The organism is Promicromonospora sp. AC04 (genome assembly GCF_003058225.1).
In the GTDB taxonomy this organism is placed as follows: Bacteria; Actinomycetota; Actinomycetes; order Actinomycetales; family Cellulomonadaceae; genus Promicromonospora.
The window spans coordinates 229,097-244,989 of sequence record NZ_QBUG01000007.1 but is presented as its reverse complement, the minus strand read 5'-3'; the positions used below and the strand labels follow the sequence as shown (position 1 = coordinate 244,989).

Here is a 15,893-nt window from a genome sequence, read left to right as displayed (position 1 = left end):
GGCCGATGCCCTGCGGGATTCCACCATCCCGACGCTGGCGCGCCCGGAGCTTCGGTGAGCGACACGGTGCGTGCGATGGAGCGGGTGCCGCGGCCTGTTACGGAGATTGGCCCAACCGCAGTGCAATAGCCCGATCGATAAGACCTCGGTTCGTGATCGAGGCGCTGTCAACATAGATGCGACGGCGGAACTCCAACTCACCCATGGACTCTGCGAGCTTGGCTAGCACTTCATCCGCGAAGCTGGAAGAAATGACTCCGACGCCTTTGAAATCGAGGACGATATAGCGCGCGCCCGCCCGGAGATAGTTCTCAAGACGTGTGCGGATCTCGGCTCCCAGTTTGCGAGATCCGAGAGCGCGCTCGATGTCCACCACGGGAACTCTATATGCGCCTTCTGGATCCTCGATGGATTCAAGAAATTCATTAATCGGCGCGTACGATCCGCCGAGCGCCTCGTCGATTCGTACCCTCTTGGCACATTCAAGCCGCCAGTCAACGAGCGTCGCCTGGTGATTCTCGGCTTCGGGCACGGGAGTTGAGGGGGTGTGTGAGTGCTCAACAGCGCCTTTCTGCAACTGCCACGTGCCCCGTCCGGAACGAACGGATAGGGACCCACCGTTGAGCTCGACTGCCCGCCGGAGACCGAAGAGTCCGTTGCCCTGGTTGAGCCGCACCTTGCTCGTCACACCCTGCTCGAGTGCCTTTGCAATCGCAAGTCCAGCGTCCTTCAATTCTGGCCGGGGGATTGACGCGGAGGTTACCAGGGATTTCTGGATTCCGATTCCAGTGTCGGCAACGCCGATGACGCACAGGCGCTGAGTCCGGTGGAGTTGCATCATCACGAATCCGGATTCGGCCTGGCTGTGTTGAAATACGTTGTCCATTACCTCATAGAGGCACCAATTCAACGTGTCGATGACACCTTCTTCGCAAGGAACGTTATCGGCCAAGAATTCAATCAAATCGTTCGCGAGTTGTTGAGCCTCGACTTCAGATCGATAGACCCACACCGAGTTGGTTCGGGTATGTCCCAGGCTGCGATCGAATCCCTGGACCGTAAGTGGTGACTGAATGTGATGCAATTTCGATTGCTCACCGACGTCCACGACTACTGATCCTGGCCGGACGCTGTTCAAGTATGCGATCGTTGCAGCCAGTGGGACGGTGCCGTTCGGGTAAATGCGTTCCGTTGTGCTCAAGTCGACCACGACGTGGGCGCCGTCCCGAAGCGTTCGCCAGGTACGAATCAGGGTGTTGGTTGCGGTAGTCGAGTTGAGATAGTCAATCTTAATGTGGGCGTGAGTGTTCGTAGGATCTGTCACATTCAACCTAAGGGATCGACCGTCCGGGGACAGCATAGCCTTGTCCGGAAGTTACCTGACAAAGGTGGTTCTGCCTACGCGCTCGGTGGCAGCGGGACGCGAGTTCACCCAGGTGCGAGCCAAGTTCACCCGCGGTAGCTCTGTGGACCACCCATGTTGTATGACGCTTCAGCGAGTGGATCCGAGCGTGCATCGAGCGGATGACGCTCGTACCGGCTCCTGCGAACTGGGCCCCATTGTCTTGCTACCGGAGCAGTCCGAAGAGAGTCGCCACCATCAGCACGAGCAGGAACGGGTGGTGGCAGGCTCCGCCGGGCAACCGTGGATCTTCGAGAAGTTCCTACACGTGGCCACAAACCTTGCTCATTGCGCTGGCGCGATCGAGTGGCCGTTCGCCGTGCGGATGAAGTCACGCAGGGCCGTGACCTGCTTACGAAGGTCGCGGACGTCGAGGTGCCGCGGTTCCAAGAGCTCGGCCACCGCCTGCGCGATCGCGATCTTGTCGAATTGTGCACCCTTCTCGCGCTTGGGAAACGGGTTCGTCCACTTGTCACCGGATTCGAAGGCGGTCGTCGGATGGATCTGGCCGACCGCCTTCGTGAGTACATCGGCAGGGATGTAGTTCTCGACCGTGTACCCGTCGGTGACCCAGGCGAGACCGGGCGCGGGTTCGCCCTCACTGAACTCCAAGCAGATTCGTTGCTTCGTTGCGTTGATGCGCTTCCTCGGCCCGGTCCTGTCCGAGTCGATTAGGACCGCGCCGACCTGGTTCAGGCGCCGAAGGCTGATGAAGTCGTTCAGGGCCCCCTCGCTAACGCTGAGATGCGAGAGGAGGCGGCCGCCGTAGAACATCACGCTGTAGTCGATACCCTCGGCGAGAACCGGGTCGACCAACTCGAGCCATCGGCGGACGTACGTGCGGTCGGACGGGCCCTCCACCCAGATCACGCAGTTCGCTTGCTGCAGGTCGGATGGACGATATCCGAGGTCGTTGCAGATCTGAACCAGTTCGTGCTGCCGCCTGGCGACCTGAGCTTGCGTTCCCTCCACCGTCAGCCGGACGTTGTAGGCCGTGGCGCGAGAGTCATCCAGGAAGTGCGAGGAGTGCGTCGCGATGACGTACTGGTTGTCCGTCTCGTCGGTGAGGTATCGCAGCAACTTCTTCTGCAGCAATGGATGGAGGTTGGTCTCCGGCTCCTCGACGCAGACCAACGTCTTCGAAACCACGGTCGCTGCCGCGGCAAGCACGACGACTTGCTCGACGCCGCTCCCGAGGTTGCTGAGCGGGAGAACGCGCTGAGCCGTCGCCACCTGGATCGTCGAGAGGTCGTGCGGGACGTTAAGGCGCACGTCGGTGTCACCAAGAACGGTCTGTACGAATCGGTTGATCGCCTGCCAGCTCGACTGTGACTGCTCCCAGTCGCCGTGTGTCGGGTTCTGAAGTTTGGCGAGCGCCCCAATGATTCCCTGGCCTGAGCTCCAGTCGGGGTCTCCTTCTTTGGCCTCGACTCGCCGAGACCCAGCGATGGTGACGACCGTGGGAACAAGTGGGATCGGGATCGACTCCAGGAGCCGAGTCATCACATCACGTTCTTCCACGGTCCCACCGCCGAGGACGTCGAGAACATTCCTGAACGTCGCCGAGTAGTCGGGCCATAGCGCCATTGCCGTCCCCACGGAGTCCGCCGAGGGCGAGGGTGTGGCACCGTCACCAGTCGCGTATCGCGACCAGTAGACCAGGCCGTCGTCAGACAGCATCCTCATCACGGCGTTCTGGTACGCAGGAAGGCTTTGTTGGCGATGTGCCTCACGCGCCAGCACCTGTGGAGAGTCTGTGCCGGCGGGACTGAGGGTGGTCGGGAAGCCGATCTCGAAAGTCGCGGCACCCTCAAACCCCCGAGGACGATCTAGGTCGGAAAGTGTCGGGGCCTGCATCTGCATGCGCTGGCGTTCTCGGCGACCGCCGAGCGTGGGGAGCACATCCTGGAGGAACCTCAGGACGTTCGACTTGCCGCTGTTGTTCACGCCCGCCAGAACCGTGACCTTTGTCGGGAACAGGAATTTCTGGCTCTTCGCGAAAGACCGGTAGCCGCCAAACGCGATCCCCGGCAGAAGCGGCTCGTACTGTGGCCCCACGTCGTTCCCTTCGTTGTCGGAACCTCGTCCAGCAGAAGCATTGCACCCGCCTCTGACATCGTCGGCAAACCGAGACCGAGTGGGGTTGCATATTCGTGCCGCACAATCGAGGACCACAGAAGGGAACGCCCGAGCCTTCTGCGCCGCGGGAGCGTCAAGGCGGGCAGGGCGGCGCGATCTGCTCGACGCGCGATGGAGTCGTTCCACGTCGACATGCAGTCGTAGAACCCACCGCCGCCATAGACAGCCATGCACCTGAAGGAAGATGCTGTGTTCCGCGTTTCGCCAACCTGGGGCCTGAACCGTAAGATCGTTGCCGGACGTCGTTGCACCCGCTTCGACGTCCCCGGCCTGTGACAGCATGATCTGCACGGCCCGCCGACCTGCGAAGACCCCAGTCCCACTGCGGTCCCACGTTTGGCTCAGAGACACTGTCGTTGCAGGTGAGAGCCGGTACTGGAACAGTTCGATCCCAGTATCGCCCACCGAAAAGGCCCCGGACCACGGTCCGGGGCCTTCGCCGTTCCCGACGGCGGACCCTGGCGCCCCGGTGCCAGAGGCCGGGTTAGCGGCAGAAATGTGTGTCCGGATCCGGGCCGCGCCGTCGCAAGCCGGTCGTCGATCGCGCCGCCGAACCGCAAGCCGCACGTCCGTCCGGCGCCTGATTGCCGATCACCCTTCGGCTCGACCCAGGGATCGAACTCCAAGTTGCGATTCGGCGCGGGAGCTTGGCTGGATCGACCTGTGCCTTGCGGTTCGACGCCGGTATGCGGCCCGATCGACTCGTGGCTTGCGGTTCGGCGCGGGAGCTTGGCTGGGTCGACCTGTGCCTTGCGGTTCGACGCCGGTACGCGGCCCGATCGACTCGCGGCTTGCGGTTCGGCGCCGGGGCTCGGCTGGATCGACCCGTAGCGTGCGGTTCGGCGCCGCACCGACGCGGCGCCCGACGGCGGACCTAGCCGACCAGCCGCCCGCGCAGCGCCCGCACGTGTCCCGGGGTGAGCCCACCACGGGCGAGGTACGCCTCGACCGAACCGTGCTGCGTGCGCAGGTGCTCCAGCGCCCCGAGGATGACGTGCCGCGTGGGCGGGATCTCGCGCCCGCTGGGGATCTCGCGCTCGGCCGCCAGCCCGGCGTACCGGGGAGCGAGCCTCTCGTTGGTGAGCTCGTAGTCGTCGGCGACGGCGTCGACGTCCGCCCCGACGAGCACGAGCGCGAGCGCCACCACCAGGCCGGTGCGGTCCTTCCCTGCGGCGCAGTGCACCAGCACGGGGCCCTCGGGCGCGTCCGCGACGGCCGCGACGGCGCGTGCGAACAGCTCGGGCCGCCGGTCGAGCAGCCCCGTGTACAGGTGGACCCAGGGCCCCTCTTCGGGGTCGCCGGGTCCCTGCACCGGCAGATGCAGGTGCGCGGGGAGGCCCGCCAGCCGGCTCGGGTACGGACCTGTCTCGTCCGGGCGGCGCAGGTCGATGATCCGCGACAGGCCGTAGGCCGTTGCGGCGGCGACGCCGTCGTCGGTCAGGAAGTTCGGGGAGTCGGAGCGGACCAGGACCCGCTCGCGGACGGTGCCGCCGCCCGTGAGCGGGAGTCCGCCCAGGTCACGCGTGTTGAGGCAGCCCGGCCAGTCGAGGTGGAGCGGTGCGTAATCCGTCACGCCGGGAGGCTATCGCTCCGGGTCGTCGTCGCGTACCGGGATCTTGCCCTTGCGCATCTCGACGGCGATCTGCTCGGCGTCCAGCAGGTCCAGGGCGTTGCCGAGCTGGGCGGAGTCGTAGGTGCCGGCGGAGCGGGCGGCGAGCAGCTCCTCGCGCTGGGCCGCGATCGTCGCCAGCCGCAGCTCCCGGTACTGGATGAAGCGTTCCTTGGTGAGGATCGCGTCTTCGTCCTGCGACTCGTGCTCCCGGAGCGTGTCCTTGCGCACCCGGGCGACCACCCCGCCGTCGTACGGCGTGCCGTCCGGGCGGCGGGGATCGTCGAGGAAGGCGCGCGCCGCCTGCTCGGTCTCGCGCCGCAGGGCGGGCAGGTCGCCGTTCGTGTCCTGCCCGACCAGCCCGAGCCGCCGCGTCACCCACGGCAGGGTGCTGCCCTGGACGAGGAGCGTGCCGAACGCGACGCCGAAGGCCACCAGGATCAGGAACGACCGGTCCGGGGTGTCCGCGGGCAGGGTCTGCGCGGCGGCGAGCGTCACCACGCCGCGCATGCCCGCCCATACCAGCAGGGTGCCCTCGCGCCAGCCGAGCGGCTTGGCGAGGTCGTAGTCGATGTCGGCGGTCCGGCGCCGCAGCGTGCCCTGGATCCGTTCCAGGCGGGCGGCGGTCGAGCGCCACCCCTTGCCCTCGGAGGGCTTGCCGTCGTCTGGCTCGGCGGCCGGGGGCGGGGCCGCGGCGACCCGCTGGTCGAGGCGGTCCTGGATGCCCGTGAGGGTCTCCCGCATGGCCTCGCCGCGCCGCGCCCGGCGGGCCTGGATGGCGACCAGCGGCGTCACGAACGCGGTCCGCACCGCGAGCACCGCGGCGCTCGCTATCGCGGCGAGGACGGCGGCCTGCCAGACCGAGCCGCTGCCCTGCTCCGCGTCCTCGATCAGGTCGAAGAGCTGGATCCCCATCGCGAGGAAGACCGCGCCCTCGAGCAGCAGCTCGACGGTGTGCCAGTTGGACCGTTCGGCTATCCGGTCCTGGGGCCGCAGGTGCCGCGCCGACCCGTTGCCGGTCACGAGGCCCGCCGCGACCACCGCGACCAGCCCCGACGCGCCCAGCTCCTCGGCCGGCAGGTACGCGGCGAACGGGACGACGAACGACATGGCGGTGCTCAGGGCGGAGTGCTGCACCCGCCTGCGCACCCGCAGGCCCAGCCAGCCGACGGGCACGCCGATCGCGACGGCCACACCCGCCGCGAACGCGAAGTCGCCCACGACCTCCCACAGGCTGACCGTCGCCGCCGTCGCCGCGATCGCCGACCGCAGCAGCACGAGGGCGGAGGCGTCGTTGAGCAGGGACTCGCCCTCGAGCATCGTGACGGTGCGCGGGGACGCCCCGAGCCGCTTCACGATGGAGGTCGCGACGGCGTCGGTCGGGCTGACGATCGCGCCCAGGGCGATGGCCGTGGCCAGGTCGATCCCGGGGACCAGCACCCGGAAGAGCAGCCCGACCAGCACGGAGCTGATCACCACGAGCGTCACGGAGAGGCCGCCGATGGCCGTGAAGTCGCGCCGGAAGTCCATCGACGGCAGGCCGACGGCGGCGGAGTACAGCAGCGGCGGCAGCACCCCGCCGAGGATCAGCTCGGGCGGCACCTCGATCGCCGGCACCCACGGCAGCAGGCTCACCCCGGCACCGAGCACCACCAGGACCAGGGGGGAGGCGACGCCGGCGCGGGGCGCGAGCGCGGTGACGGCGATGATCAGGGCTGCCGCGGCGACGGCGATGGTCAGGTACTCCACGGGCTGACGGTACGAGACGCCGGCGGCGTCCGCCGGATTCGGTGACCTGGATCACCCGGTTTGGTCCGGTTCTGCCGTGCGGCCGCTGCGGGGTGCGCGTAGGTTCTCGCCTGGTGGCGGAACCCCGTCGCCGAGCAGGGGGCGCACCTCGTGTGCCTGAGTCGAGAGGAGTCGAACATGGGGCTTTTTGACAAGGCCAAGGAGTTCGTGACCGACCCGGACAACATCGCGAAGGCGAAGGAGCAGCTCACCGACGAGAACGTCGACGCTGCCACCGACAAGCTCAAGGAGCTCGCGCCCGACCAGGCGGACGGCGCGATCGACGCACTGGGTGACAAGGCCAAGGACTTCGGCCAGAGCTGAGCCGACGATCCTCCTGCGGTGCGACCGCGGGTACAGGACCGGCAGTGAATCGGTACGATCGAGGGGCACCGTCCGCGCGGACGGGGCCCCTCGATCCATTTTGACTTCCGCCCCCAAGGAGCACTCCTGTGTCCGACGTCGCATCGCCGCCCAGCCCCCTCAACCTCGCCGGTGGCGAGTCCCTGGCGCAGAACTCCACGGAGGCGACGACGACCACGGCCACGACCACCGGCGTCGAGCTGTACGGCGAGCGCCGCGACGTCGTCGTCGTGCGGGTGGACGGCGAGCTGTGGGACCTCGACCGGGAGATCCCGGCCGGGCACAAGGTCGAGCCCGTGACCGTCGGCGAGCCGGACGGCCTGGCCGTGCTGCGGCACAGCGCCGCGCACGTGCTGGCGCAGGCGGTGCAGCAGGTCAACCCGGACGCGAAGCTGGGCATCGGCCCGCCCGTGACGGACGGCTTCTACTACGACTTCGACGTCGAGACGCCGTTCACGCCCGAGGACCTCAAGTCCCTCGACAAGGTCATGGCCCGCATCATCAAGGAGGGCCAGACGTTCCGCCGTCGGGTCGTCACCGAGGACGAGGCGCGCGCCGAGCTGGCGAACGAGCCCTACAAGCTCGAGCTGATCGGCCTCAAGGGCGGTTCCAGCGACGACGGCGCTGACGAGAACGGCGAGAACGTCGAGGTGGGCGGCGCCGAGCTGACCATCTACGACAACGTCCGGGGCGCGGGCCGCGAGAGCGAGACCGTGGTCTGGAGCGACCTGTGCCGCGGGCCGCACCTGCCCAGCACCCGCCTGATCGGCAACGGCGTGCAGCTGATGCGCAGCGCCGCCGCGTACTGGCGCGGCAGCGAGAAGAACCCGATGCTGCAGCGCGTCTACGGCACGGCGTGGCCCTCCAAGGACGAGCTCAAGGCGCACCTGGAGCGGCTGGCCGAGGCCGAGCGCCGCGACCACCGCCGCATCGGCTCCGAGATGGACCTGTTCAGCTTCCACGACGAGGTCGGCTCCGGCCTGCCGCTGTTCCACCCCAAGGGTGGCGTGATCAAGCGGGTCATGGAGGACTACGTCCGCCAGCGGCACATCGAGGAGGGCTTCTCCTACGTCGGTACGCCGCACATCACCAAGGACGGCCTGTTCCACACCTCGGGCCACCTGCCGTACTACGCGGACACCATGTTCCCGGAGATGGACCTGGAGGGGTCCAAGTACCGGCTCAAGGCAATGAACTGCCCGATGCACAACCTGATCTTCGCCTCGCGCGGGCGCTCCTACCGCGAGCTGCCGCTGCGCCTGTTCGAGTTCGGGTCGGTGTACCGGTACGAGAAGTCCGGCGTCGTGCAGGGCCTCACGAGGGTGCGCGGCCTGACCCAGGACGACTCGCACTCCTACGTGACGCCCGAGCAGGCGCCGGCGGAGGTCAAGCACCTGCTGGACTTCATGCTCAGCGTGCTGCGCGACTTCGGCCTGGACGACTTCTACCTGGAGCTGTCCACGCGCGACGACTCCAAGCCCGACAAGTTCGTCGGCTCCGAGGACGACTGGTCCGCCGCCACGAAGATCCTCGAGGAGGTCGGGCGCGAGACCGGCCTGGAGCTGGTGGCCGACCCGGGCGGCGCGGCGTTCTACGGCCCGAAGATCTCCGTGCAGGCCAAGGACGCCATCGGCCGGACCTGGCAGATGGGCACGGTGCAGTACGACTTCAACCAGCCCAAGGGCTTCGGCCTGGAGTACACGGCCGCCGACGGCACCCGGCAGCAGCCGGTGATGATCCACTCCGCCAAGTTCGGCTCCATCGAGCGGTTCATGGGCGTGCTCATCGAGCACTACGCGGGTCAGTTCCCGGCGTGGCTCGCGCCCGTCCAGGTCCTCGCGGTGCCCGTCGCCGACGCGTTCGACGACTACCTCAAGGACGTCGTCGCCCAGCTGCGCGCCCGCGGCATCCGCGCCGAGATCGACCTCTCGGACGACCGGTTCGGCAAGAAGATCCGCAACGCGTCCAAGGAGAAGGTCCCGTTCGTGCTCATCGCGGGCGGGGAGGACGTCGAGGCGGGCGCCGTGTCGTTCCGGTTCCGCGACGGCACGCAGGAGAACGGCGTGCCGGTCGCGGACGCCGTCGAGCGGATCGTGGCGGCAGTGGCCGAGCGGGCGCAGCAGGCCTGATGGAGCACACCGTCCAGGACGCCGCGGACTTCGGCCCGCCCGAGGACGGCCTGCAGCGGCTCTGGACGCCGCACCGCATGGTCTACATCGGCGGGCAGGACAAGCCCGTCGACGGGACCACCCAGCAGTGCCCGTTCTGCCGCATCCCGCAGGGCGACGACGAGCAGGGCCTCGTCGTCGCCCGCGGCGAGCGGTGCTACGTGGTGCTGAACCTGTACCCGTACAACTCGGGGCACATGATGGTGCTCCCGTACCGCCACGTGTCGGACTACACGGACCTCGACGGCGCCGAAACGGTCGAGCTCGCGGAGATGACTCAGCAGGCCATGCGCGTGTCGCGCGCCGTCAACGCCCCGGCAGGCTTCAATCTAGGTATCAACCAGGGCGAGGTTGCAGGCGCGGGCATCGCGGCGCACCTGCACCAGCACGTCGTGCCGCGCTGGCTGGGCGACGCCAACTTCCTGCCCGTCGTGGGCCAGACCAAGGCGTTGCCAGAGCTGCTGGCGGACACCCGCCGTCGGCTCGCCGAGGCGTGGGAGACCGCGGGAGGCGGAGAGGAGAACTGATGCTACGGGGCCTGCGCTCCTTCATGACCAGGCTGTTCACGCCCCTGGCCAGGCTGCTGCTCGCGTTGCGGGTCTCGCCCGACGCCGTGACCATCGCCGGCACGGTAGTGGTCACCACGCTCGCCCTGACGCTGGTGCCCATGGGGCACACGCTCGTGGGCGGGCTCCTGATCGGCTTCTTCGTCCTCTTCGACTCGCTCGACGGGGTGATGGCGCGCATGGCCGGGCGCTCCGGCCCGTGGGGCGCGTTCCTCGACTCCACGATGGACCGTGTGGCCGACGGCGCGGTGTTCGCCGGGATCACCCTCTGGTTCGTGCTGCACCCCGACGAGCACCACGGCCTGTGGGGCATCGCCGTCGCGCTCGCCTGCCTGGTGCTGGGCAGCGTGGTCCCCTACGCGCGGGCCCGGGCCGAGAGCGTCGGGGCGACCGCGCAGGTCGGCATCGCCGAACGGGCCGACCGGCTCCTGGTCGCGCTCGTCCCGTTCACGTTCATGCAGGTCGGACTGCCGGTCGTGGTGCTGGAGGTGGTGCTCACGCTGCTGGCCCTGGCGAGCCTGGTGACCGTGTTCCAGCGCATGGCCACCGTGCGGGCCCAGCTCCTGCGGCGGGGATTCGACCAGCCCGAGGCCCCGCCGGCGGGTCAGGAGGCCTGATGAACGTTGCTGCCGCGTACACGTTCGCGTGGCGGCACGCCACGAAGATCCCGGAGCCCGTGCTCCGGGGCCTGTTCACCGCGGTGGCCGACATCACCTGGCTGCGGCGCACCAAGGGCGTGCGCCGCATGGAGGACAACTACGCGCGGGTCCGGCCGGACCTGGACGCCGCGGCGGTCCGGCGGCTGTCCCGGGCCGGCATGCGCAGCTACATGCGCTACTTCCGCGAGGCGTTCACCCTCCAGGGCCTCACCCCGGAGCGGCTGCGGGCGCGCGTGCGCGTGGAGGGTTACGACCAGCACGTACGGCCCGCGGTCGACGGCGGCGGCGCGGCCTCGCTCGCCCTGGGCCACCTCGGCAACTGGGACCTGGCCGGCGCGTACGGCTCCCAGTACCTCGCGAGCGTGCTCACCGTGGCCGAACGGCTCAAGCCCGAGGAACTGTTCGAGGAGTTCCTGCGGTTCCGCGGCTCGCTCGGCATCGACGTCCTCGCCCTGGGCAACGGCGACACGCTCGGCGCCCTGGTCCGCGGGGCCAAGGAGGGCCACAAGCTCATCCCGCTGCTCAGCGACCGCGACCTCACCTCGACCGGCGTCGAGGTCGACCTCGCGGGGCACCGCGCCCGGGTCGCGGCCGGACCCGCGCTGCTCGGCCTGGACGCCGGCATCCCCGTGCACGGCGTGGGGATCACCTACGAGCGGCTGCACGGCGCCCGCCGTCGGGCGGCCGGGACGCCGTGGGGGATCGTCATCCGGTTCTGCCCGCCCCTGCCCGTGCCCGACGCCGGGCTGCCGCGCGACGAGCAGGTGCGCCTCCTCACGCAGGGCTGGGTGGACCAGCTGGCGCGGACGATCGTCGAGCACACCCACGACTGGCACATGCTGCAGCGCGTGTTCGTCGCGGACCTGGGCCCCGCCCGGCAGAACGGGGCCCGCGGGCGGCGGGACGGGTGAGGAGCACCCGGCCCCGGCGGCGCGGCCACCGCACGCTGCGTGTCGGCCTCGTCTGCCCCTACTCGTTCGATGCACCCGGGGGCGTCCAGTTCCACGTGCGCGACCTCGCCCAGGCGCTGCAGGCCGCCGGGCACGAGGTCTCGGTGCTCGCCCCCTCCAGCGACGACACTGAGCTGCCCGACGTCGTCACCGCCGCCGGCCGGGCAGTGCCCGTGCCCTACAACGGGTCGGTTGCGCGGCTCACCTTCGGGCCGCTGACCGCCACCCGGGTGCGCCGCTGGCTGGAGGGCGGCATCGACGGCCACCCCTACGACATCGTCCACCTGCACGAACCGATGGTGCCGTCCCTGTCGATGCTCGCGCTGTGGCAGGCCACCGAGCCCGTCGTCGCCACCTTCCACACCTCGCAGGTGCGCTCGCGGGCGCTGCAGGTGGCCTACCCGCTGGTGCGGCAGTCGCTGGAGAAGATCGCGGCGCGCATCGCCGTGTCCGAGGACGCGCGCCGCACCCTGGTGGACCACCTCGGCGGCGACGCAGTGGTGATCCCGAACGGGGTATACACGCAGGTGTTCGCGAGCAGCGCCCGGCGGCCCGAGTGGACCGGGACACCCGAGGCGCCGACGGTCGCGTTCCTCGGCCGGCTCGACGAGCCGCGCAAGGGCCTGAACGTCCTGGTGCAGGCGATCCCCGCGATCCTGGAGCGCATGCCCGGCACGCGGTTCCTGGTGGCCGGGCGCGGGAACGGCATCGTCGCCGAGACCCGGGGGGCGCTGGGGGAGCTGGCCTCGTCCGTCGAGTTCCTGGGCGGTGTGTCCGACGCCGACAAGGCGGCCCTGCTGGCGTCCGCCGACCTGTACGTCGCACCGCAGACCGGCGGGGAGAGCTTCGGCATCGTGCTCGTGGAGGCGATGAGCGCCGGGTCCGTCGTGGTGGCCAGCGACCTGGGCGCCTTCCAGCGGGTCCTGGACGACGGTGCCGCCGGTGCCCTGTTCCGCAACGGCGACCCCGCGGACCTCGCCGCCACCGTGCTGAGCCTGCTCGCCGACCCGGCACGCAGGGATGCCTACCGCACCCACGCCGCCGAGTGGGTCCAGCGGTTCGACTGGTCGAGCGTGACCGAGCAGGTGCTCGCCGTGTACGAGATGACGCTCGACGCCGGCGACGCGATCGCCGACGACGTCGTGGGGCGCATCATGGGGCTGTTCCCGCGCCGGGTACGAGGTGACGGATGACCTGGTCCGAGATGGCCCTCGTGGCGCTGGCGGCAGTGGCGATCGGCCTCGTGTTCGCCTGGCAGGGCGCGTCCCGCCTGGACCGGCTGCACCGCAAGGTCGCCGCTTCGCGGATCGCGCTCGACGCGCAGCTCCTGCGGCGCGCCTCGGCGGCGGTGGAGCTGGCGACGTCGGGCGCGCTGGATCCCGCGAGCGCTGTGCTGGTCGCCGACGCCGCGTACACGGCGTCGGACGCCGGGGCCGTCACGTCGCCCGCCGCCGCGCTGAAGATGGACGGGCTGGGCGCGGACCGCGAGCGGGCCGAGTCCGGGCTCACGGCTACGCTGCGGGAGACGCTGGGCGCGCCGGAGACCGTGCGGGACCTGCGGGCCGGACCGTCGGCCGAGGTGATGACGGGCCTGGCGGCCGCCTGGTACCGGGTGACACTGGCCCGCCGCTTCCACAACGAGGCCGTGGCGCAGACCCGGCGGGTGCGCCGGCTCTGGTACGTGCGGCTGTTCTACCTGGCCGGTCGCGCCCCGATGCCGCGCACGGTGGAGTTCGACGACGCCCTGCCGCACGGCCTGGAGCCCAACGGTGGGTGACCGCTGTGCGTGGGTGACCGCTGTGCGGGTGGCGGGCGGCGGGCGGGGCCTGGCAGGGCGGGCCGGGCGGGTCTGGGTGGGCGATAAGATTAGGTAGGGCGCCGACCGCGCCCGGAACGACCCCGTCGATCCCACCGGCGAGAACTATGCGAGGTAACCGTGACTGAATCCGTGACCGGCGAGAACACCGTGGGTACGGTCGGCACCGCGCGCGTGAAGCGCGGCATGGCCGAGATGCTCAAGGGCGGCGTCATCATGGACGTCGTCACGCCCGACCAGGCGAAGATCGCCGAGGACGCGGGTGCGGTGGCCGTCATGGCCCTGGAGCGGGTGCCCGCGGACATCCGTGCGCAGGGCGGCGTGTCGCGCATGAGCGACCCCGACATGATCGACGGCATCATCGAGGCCGTCTCGATCCCCGTGATGGCGAAGGCGCGCATCGGGCACTTCGTCGAGGCGCAGGTGCTGCAGTCGCTCGGCGTCGACTACATCGACGAGTCCGAGGTGCTGACCCCCGCGGACTACGCCAACCACATCGAGAAGTGGAACTTCACCGTGCCGTTCGTGTGCGGTGCGACGAACCTGGGCGAGGCGCTGCGCCGCATCACCGAGGGCGCCGCGATGATCCGCTCGAAGGGCGAGGCCGGCACCGGCGACGTCTCGAACGCGACCACGCACATGCGCCAGATCCGCCAGCAGATCCGCCGCCTCACGTCCCTGCCGGAGGACGAGCTGTTCGTCGCCGCCAAGGAGCTGCAGGCGCCGTACGAGCTGGTCAAGGAGATCGCGACCACCGGCAAGCTGCCCGTCGTGCTGTTCACCGCGGGCGGCATCGCCACCCCGGCGGACGCCGCGATGATGATGCAGCTCGGCGCCGAGGGCGTCTTCGTCGGCTCGGGCATCTTCAAGTCCGGCAACCCGGCCGCTCGCGCCGAGGCCATCGTCAAGGCCACCACGTTCTTCGACGACGCCGACGTGGTCGCCAAGGTCTCGCGCGGTCTGGGCGAGGCGATGGTGGGCATCAACGTCGAGGAGGAGCCGGCACCGGTGCGGCTGGCCGAGCGCGGCTGGTGAGCTAGGCCGTCGAAAGGCCCTGCGGACATCGAGTCCGCGGGGCCTTTCTGCTTCCTAGGCCAAGGTGGGTCACCTAGGGCCGTGGCTGGCTCGGGTTCAGTAGGCTCGGGCAGAGCCATAACTCGTCCGATAACGGCCGTCTGGCGCCTTCTGAACCAAGGTCAGTGGTCGACCCTGCGGCGGCCGTCCGAATCGTGCAAAATCGGCGTCCCATGGTGCAGAACAGCGACTTGGGCTCTGCAGAACAGCGACTTGGTTTCTGCAGAACAGCGGGTTTGGATTGCAGAGAAGCGGGGCTGCTCGGGCGCGGTGCCTCTCCGTATCACTCGCAGATGCAGAGTTTGCCGCCGATCTCCAGGGCGACTTCCGAACGGTACGTCGTGCCGGCTAGCTCGATGCTGCCCCCTGGTGGTGCGGTAGAAAAAGTTATACCGTTGATTCATGAAGACAGCGATCAGCCTCCCGGACCACACGGCGGAGCGCTTCGACCACATTGCTCAGAAGCACGGGATGACGCGGTCGGAGTTCTATCGGCGTGCCGCTGAGCACTACGCCGACGAGCTGACCGGTGCAGACCTGACCGCGCAGATCGACGACGCGATCGACGCCATCGGGCAGCCCGGTGACGACGCCGTCGAGTTTCGCCGTGCTGCGAACGCGCGCCTGGTCGAGGCCTCGGACGAGTGGTGATCCGGCGCGCAGAGGTGTGCTGGGTCGATTTCGGAGAACCCCGGGGCAGCGCTCCAGCCAAGCGGCGACCTGCCGTCGTCGTGCAATCCGATCAGTACAACAAGTCCCGCATTGCTACCGTCGTCGTCCTGCCGATCACCTCCAACACCGCCCTTGCGCGGCATCCTGGCAACGTGTTCCTGCCGGCCTTGGCGTCCGGGCTGCCGAAGGACTCGGTCGTCAACGTGTCCCAGCCGATGACCGTGGATCGTACTGACATCGAGCCCACTGGCGTCATGCTTCCCGAGAACCTGATGGACGCCGTCGACACCGGCCTTCGACGAGTCGTGGACTTGTGACGGTCGACCTGCTGGCCGGGCGATGGAGTCTGCCCTTCTGCGCACCCTGATGTGTGCGCCTGATGAGATGTGCCTGGCAGAACGACCATAGGGTGTGCGGCAGAACGACCATTGGGCGTGCGGCAGAACGACCATTGGGCGTGCGGCAGAAGGACCATTGGGCGTGCGGCAGAACGACCACGACTCATGCGGCAAAACGACCATTCAGCAGGTTTGGCAGAGCCATAACCCGTCCGATAACGGTCTCCGGACGCCTGCTGAATCAAGGTCAGGGTCGGCCCGACGACTGCGGGGGTACCTGGTTCTATCAGCGCTCAAGCATGACCGATCTTGCCGGTCCTGCCGTATCGTGCGGTTGTCCGAACAGGGG

14 protein-coding genes are annotated in these 15,893 nt (G+C 69.0%); 10 read left to right on the top strand and 4 right to left on the bottom strand.

Going from position 1 to position 15,893, the window contains the following annotated elements; all coding sequences use genetic code 11:
• Positions 1-97: 97 nt before the first annotated feature.
• The 4 genes from C8K30_RS19380 to C8K30_RS19365 form a co-directional block, all read right to left on the bottom strand.
• Positions 98-1,108, bottom strand: a complete 1,011-nt coding sequence (locus tag C8K30_RS19380; protein ID WP_158281060.1) for an STAS-like domain-containing protein — start codon at positions 1,106-1,108, stop codon at positions 98-100.
• Positions 1,109-1,687: 579 nt separating this feature from the next.
• Positions 1,688-3,460, bottom strand: coding sequence for an AAA family ATPase (locus C8K30_RS19375; RefSeq protein WP_158281059.1), 1,773 nt, complete (start codon positions 3,458-3,460; stop codon positions 1,688-1,690).
• Positions 3,461-4,415: 955 nt separating this feature from the next.
• Positions 4,416-5,114, bottom strand: coding sequence for a tyrosine-protein phosphatase (locus tag C8K30_RS19370; RefSeq protein WP_108494547.1), 699 nt, complete (start codon positions 5,112-5,114; stop codon positions 4,416-4,418).
• A gap of 9 nt (positions 5,115-5,123) precedes the next feature.
• The gene (locus tag C8K30_RS19365; protein ID WP_108494546.1) at positions 5,124-6,899 is read right to left on the bottom strand and encodes a sodium:proton antiporter; all 1,776 of its coding nucleotides are present in this window, start codon (positions 6,897-6,899) and stop codon (positions 5,124-5,126) included.
• A 177-nt stretch (positions 6,900-7,076) separates the two neighbouring features.
• On the opposite strand from C8K30_RS19365, the gene C8K30_RS19360 reads away from it, so the two are divergent.
• From C8K30_RS19360 to C8K30_RS19315, 10 genes are all read left to right on the top strand, one after another.
• Positions 7,077-7,262, top strand: a complete 186-nt coding sequence (locus C8K30_RS19360; protein WP_108494545.1) for a hypothetical protein — start codon at positions 7,077-7,079, stop codon at positions 7,260-7,262.
• Between the two features lie 128 nt (positions 7,263-7,390).
• Positions 7,391-9,430: a threonine--tRNA ligase gene (gene thrS, locus C8K30_RS19355; protein WP_369940510.1), complete on the top strand. Its 2,040-nt coding sequence runs from the start codon at positions 7,391-7,393 to the stop codon at positions 9,428-9,430.
• A complete protein-coding gene (locus tag C8K30_RS19350; protein ID WP_108494544.1) occupies positions 9,430-9,996 on the top strand; it encodes an HIT domain-containing protein in 567 nt (188 codons plus the stop codon). Before thrS ends, C8K30_RS19350 begins: the two co-directional genes overlap by 1 nt.
• Positions 9,996-10,652 (top strand): phosphatidylinositol phosphate synthase, encoded by a 657-nt coding sequence (gene pgsA / locus C8K30_RS19345; protein ID WP_199230577.1) that lies wholly within the window; start codon positions 9,996-9,998, stop codon positions 10,650-10,652. The genes C8K30_RS19350 and pgsA overlap by 1 nt, the downstream gene beginning before the upstream one ends.
• Positions 10,652-11,605, top strand: a complete 954-nt coding sequence (locus tag C8K30_RS19340; protein WP_108494543.1) for a phosphatidylinositol mannoside acyltransferase — start codon at positions 10,652-10,654, stop codon at positions 11,603-11,605. Before pgsA ends, C8K30_RS19340 begins: the two co-directional genes overlap by 1 nt.
• Positions 11,602-12,837, top strand: coding sequence for a glycosyltransferase family 4 protein (locus C8K30_RS19335; RefSeq protein WP_108494542.1), 1,236 nt, complete (start codon positions 11,602-11,604; stop codon positions 12,835-12,837). The genes C8K30_RS19340 and C8K30_RS19335 overlap by 4 nt, the downstream gene beginning before the upstream one ends.
• Positions 12,834-13,421: a hypothetical protein gene (locus C8K30_RS19330; RefSeq protein ID WP_108494541.1), complete on the top strand. Its 588-nt coding sequence runs from the start codon at positions 12,834-12,836 to the stop codon at positions 13,419-13,421. The genes C8K30_RS19335 and C8K30_RS19330 overlap by 4 nt, the downstream gene beginning before the upstream one ends.
• Positions 13,422-13,580: 159 nt before the next feature.
• Positions 13,581-14,495 (top strand): pyridoxal 5'-phosphate synthase lyase subunit PdxS, encoded by a 915-nt coding sequence (gene pdxS / locus C8K30_RS19325; protein WP_108494540.1) that lies wholly within the window; start codon positions 13,581-13,583, stop codon positions 14,493-14,495.
• 441 nt (positions 14,496-14,936) lie between these two features.
• Positions 14,937-15,185 (top strand): ribbon-helix-helix protein, CopG family, encoded by a 249-nt coding sequence (locus C8K30_RS19320; protein ID WP_108494539.1) that lies wholly within the window; start codon positions 14,937-14,939, stop codon positions 15,183-15,185.
• Complete coding sequence (locus C8K30_RS19315; RefSeq protein ID WP_304590811.1) at positions 15,182-15,523, top strand: type II toxin-antitoxin system PemK/MazF family toxin; 342 nt, start codon at positions 15,182-15,184, stop codon at positions 15,521-15,523. The genes C8K30_RS19320 and C8K30_RS19315 overlap by 4 nt, the downstream gene beginning before the upstream one ends.
• The last annotated feature ends 370 nt before the right edge of the window (positions 15,524-15,893 follow it).

Excerpts from the sequence above, each read along its gene's own strand:
- C8K30_RS19360 (WP_108494545.1), top strand. The coding sequence starts at position 7,077 with ATGGGGCTTTTTGACAAGGCCAAGGAGTTCGTGACCGACCCGGACAAC.
- C8K30_RS19350 (WP_108494544.1), top strand. The coding sequence starts at position 9,430 with ATGGAGCACACCGTCCAGGACGCCGCGGACTTCGGCCCGCCCGAGGAC.
- pgsA (WP_199230577.1), top strand. The coding sequence starts at position 9,996 with ATGCTACGGGGCCTGCGCTCCTTCATGACCAGGCTGTTCACGCCCCTG.
- C8K30_RS19340 (WP_108494543.1), top strand. The coding sequence starts at position 10,652 with ATGAACGTTGCTGCCGCGTACACGTTCGCGTGGCGGCACGCCACGAAG.
- C8K30_RS19330 (WP_108494541.1), top strand. The coding sequence starts at position 12,834 with ATGACCTGGTCCGAGATGGCCCTCGTGGCGCTGGCGGCAGTGGCGATC.
- C8K30_RS19320 (WP_108494539.1), top strand. The coding sequence starts at position 14,937 with ATGAAGACAGCGATCAGCCTCCCGGACCACACGGCGGAGCGCTTCGAC.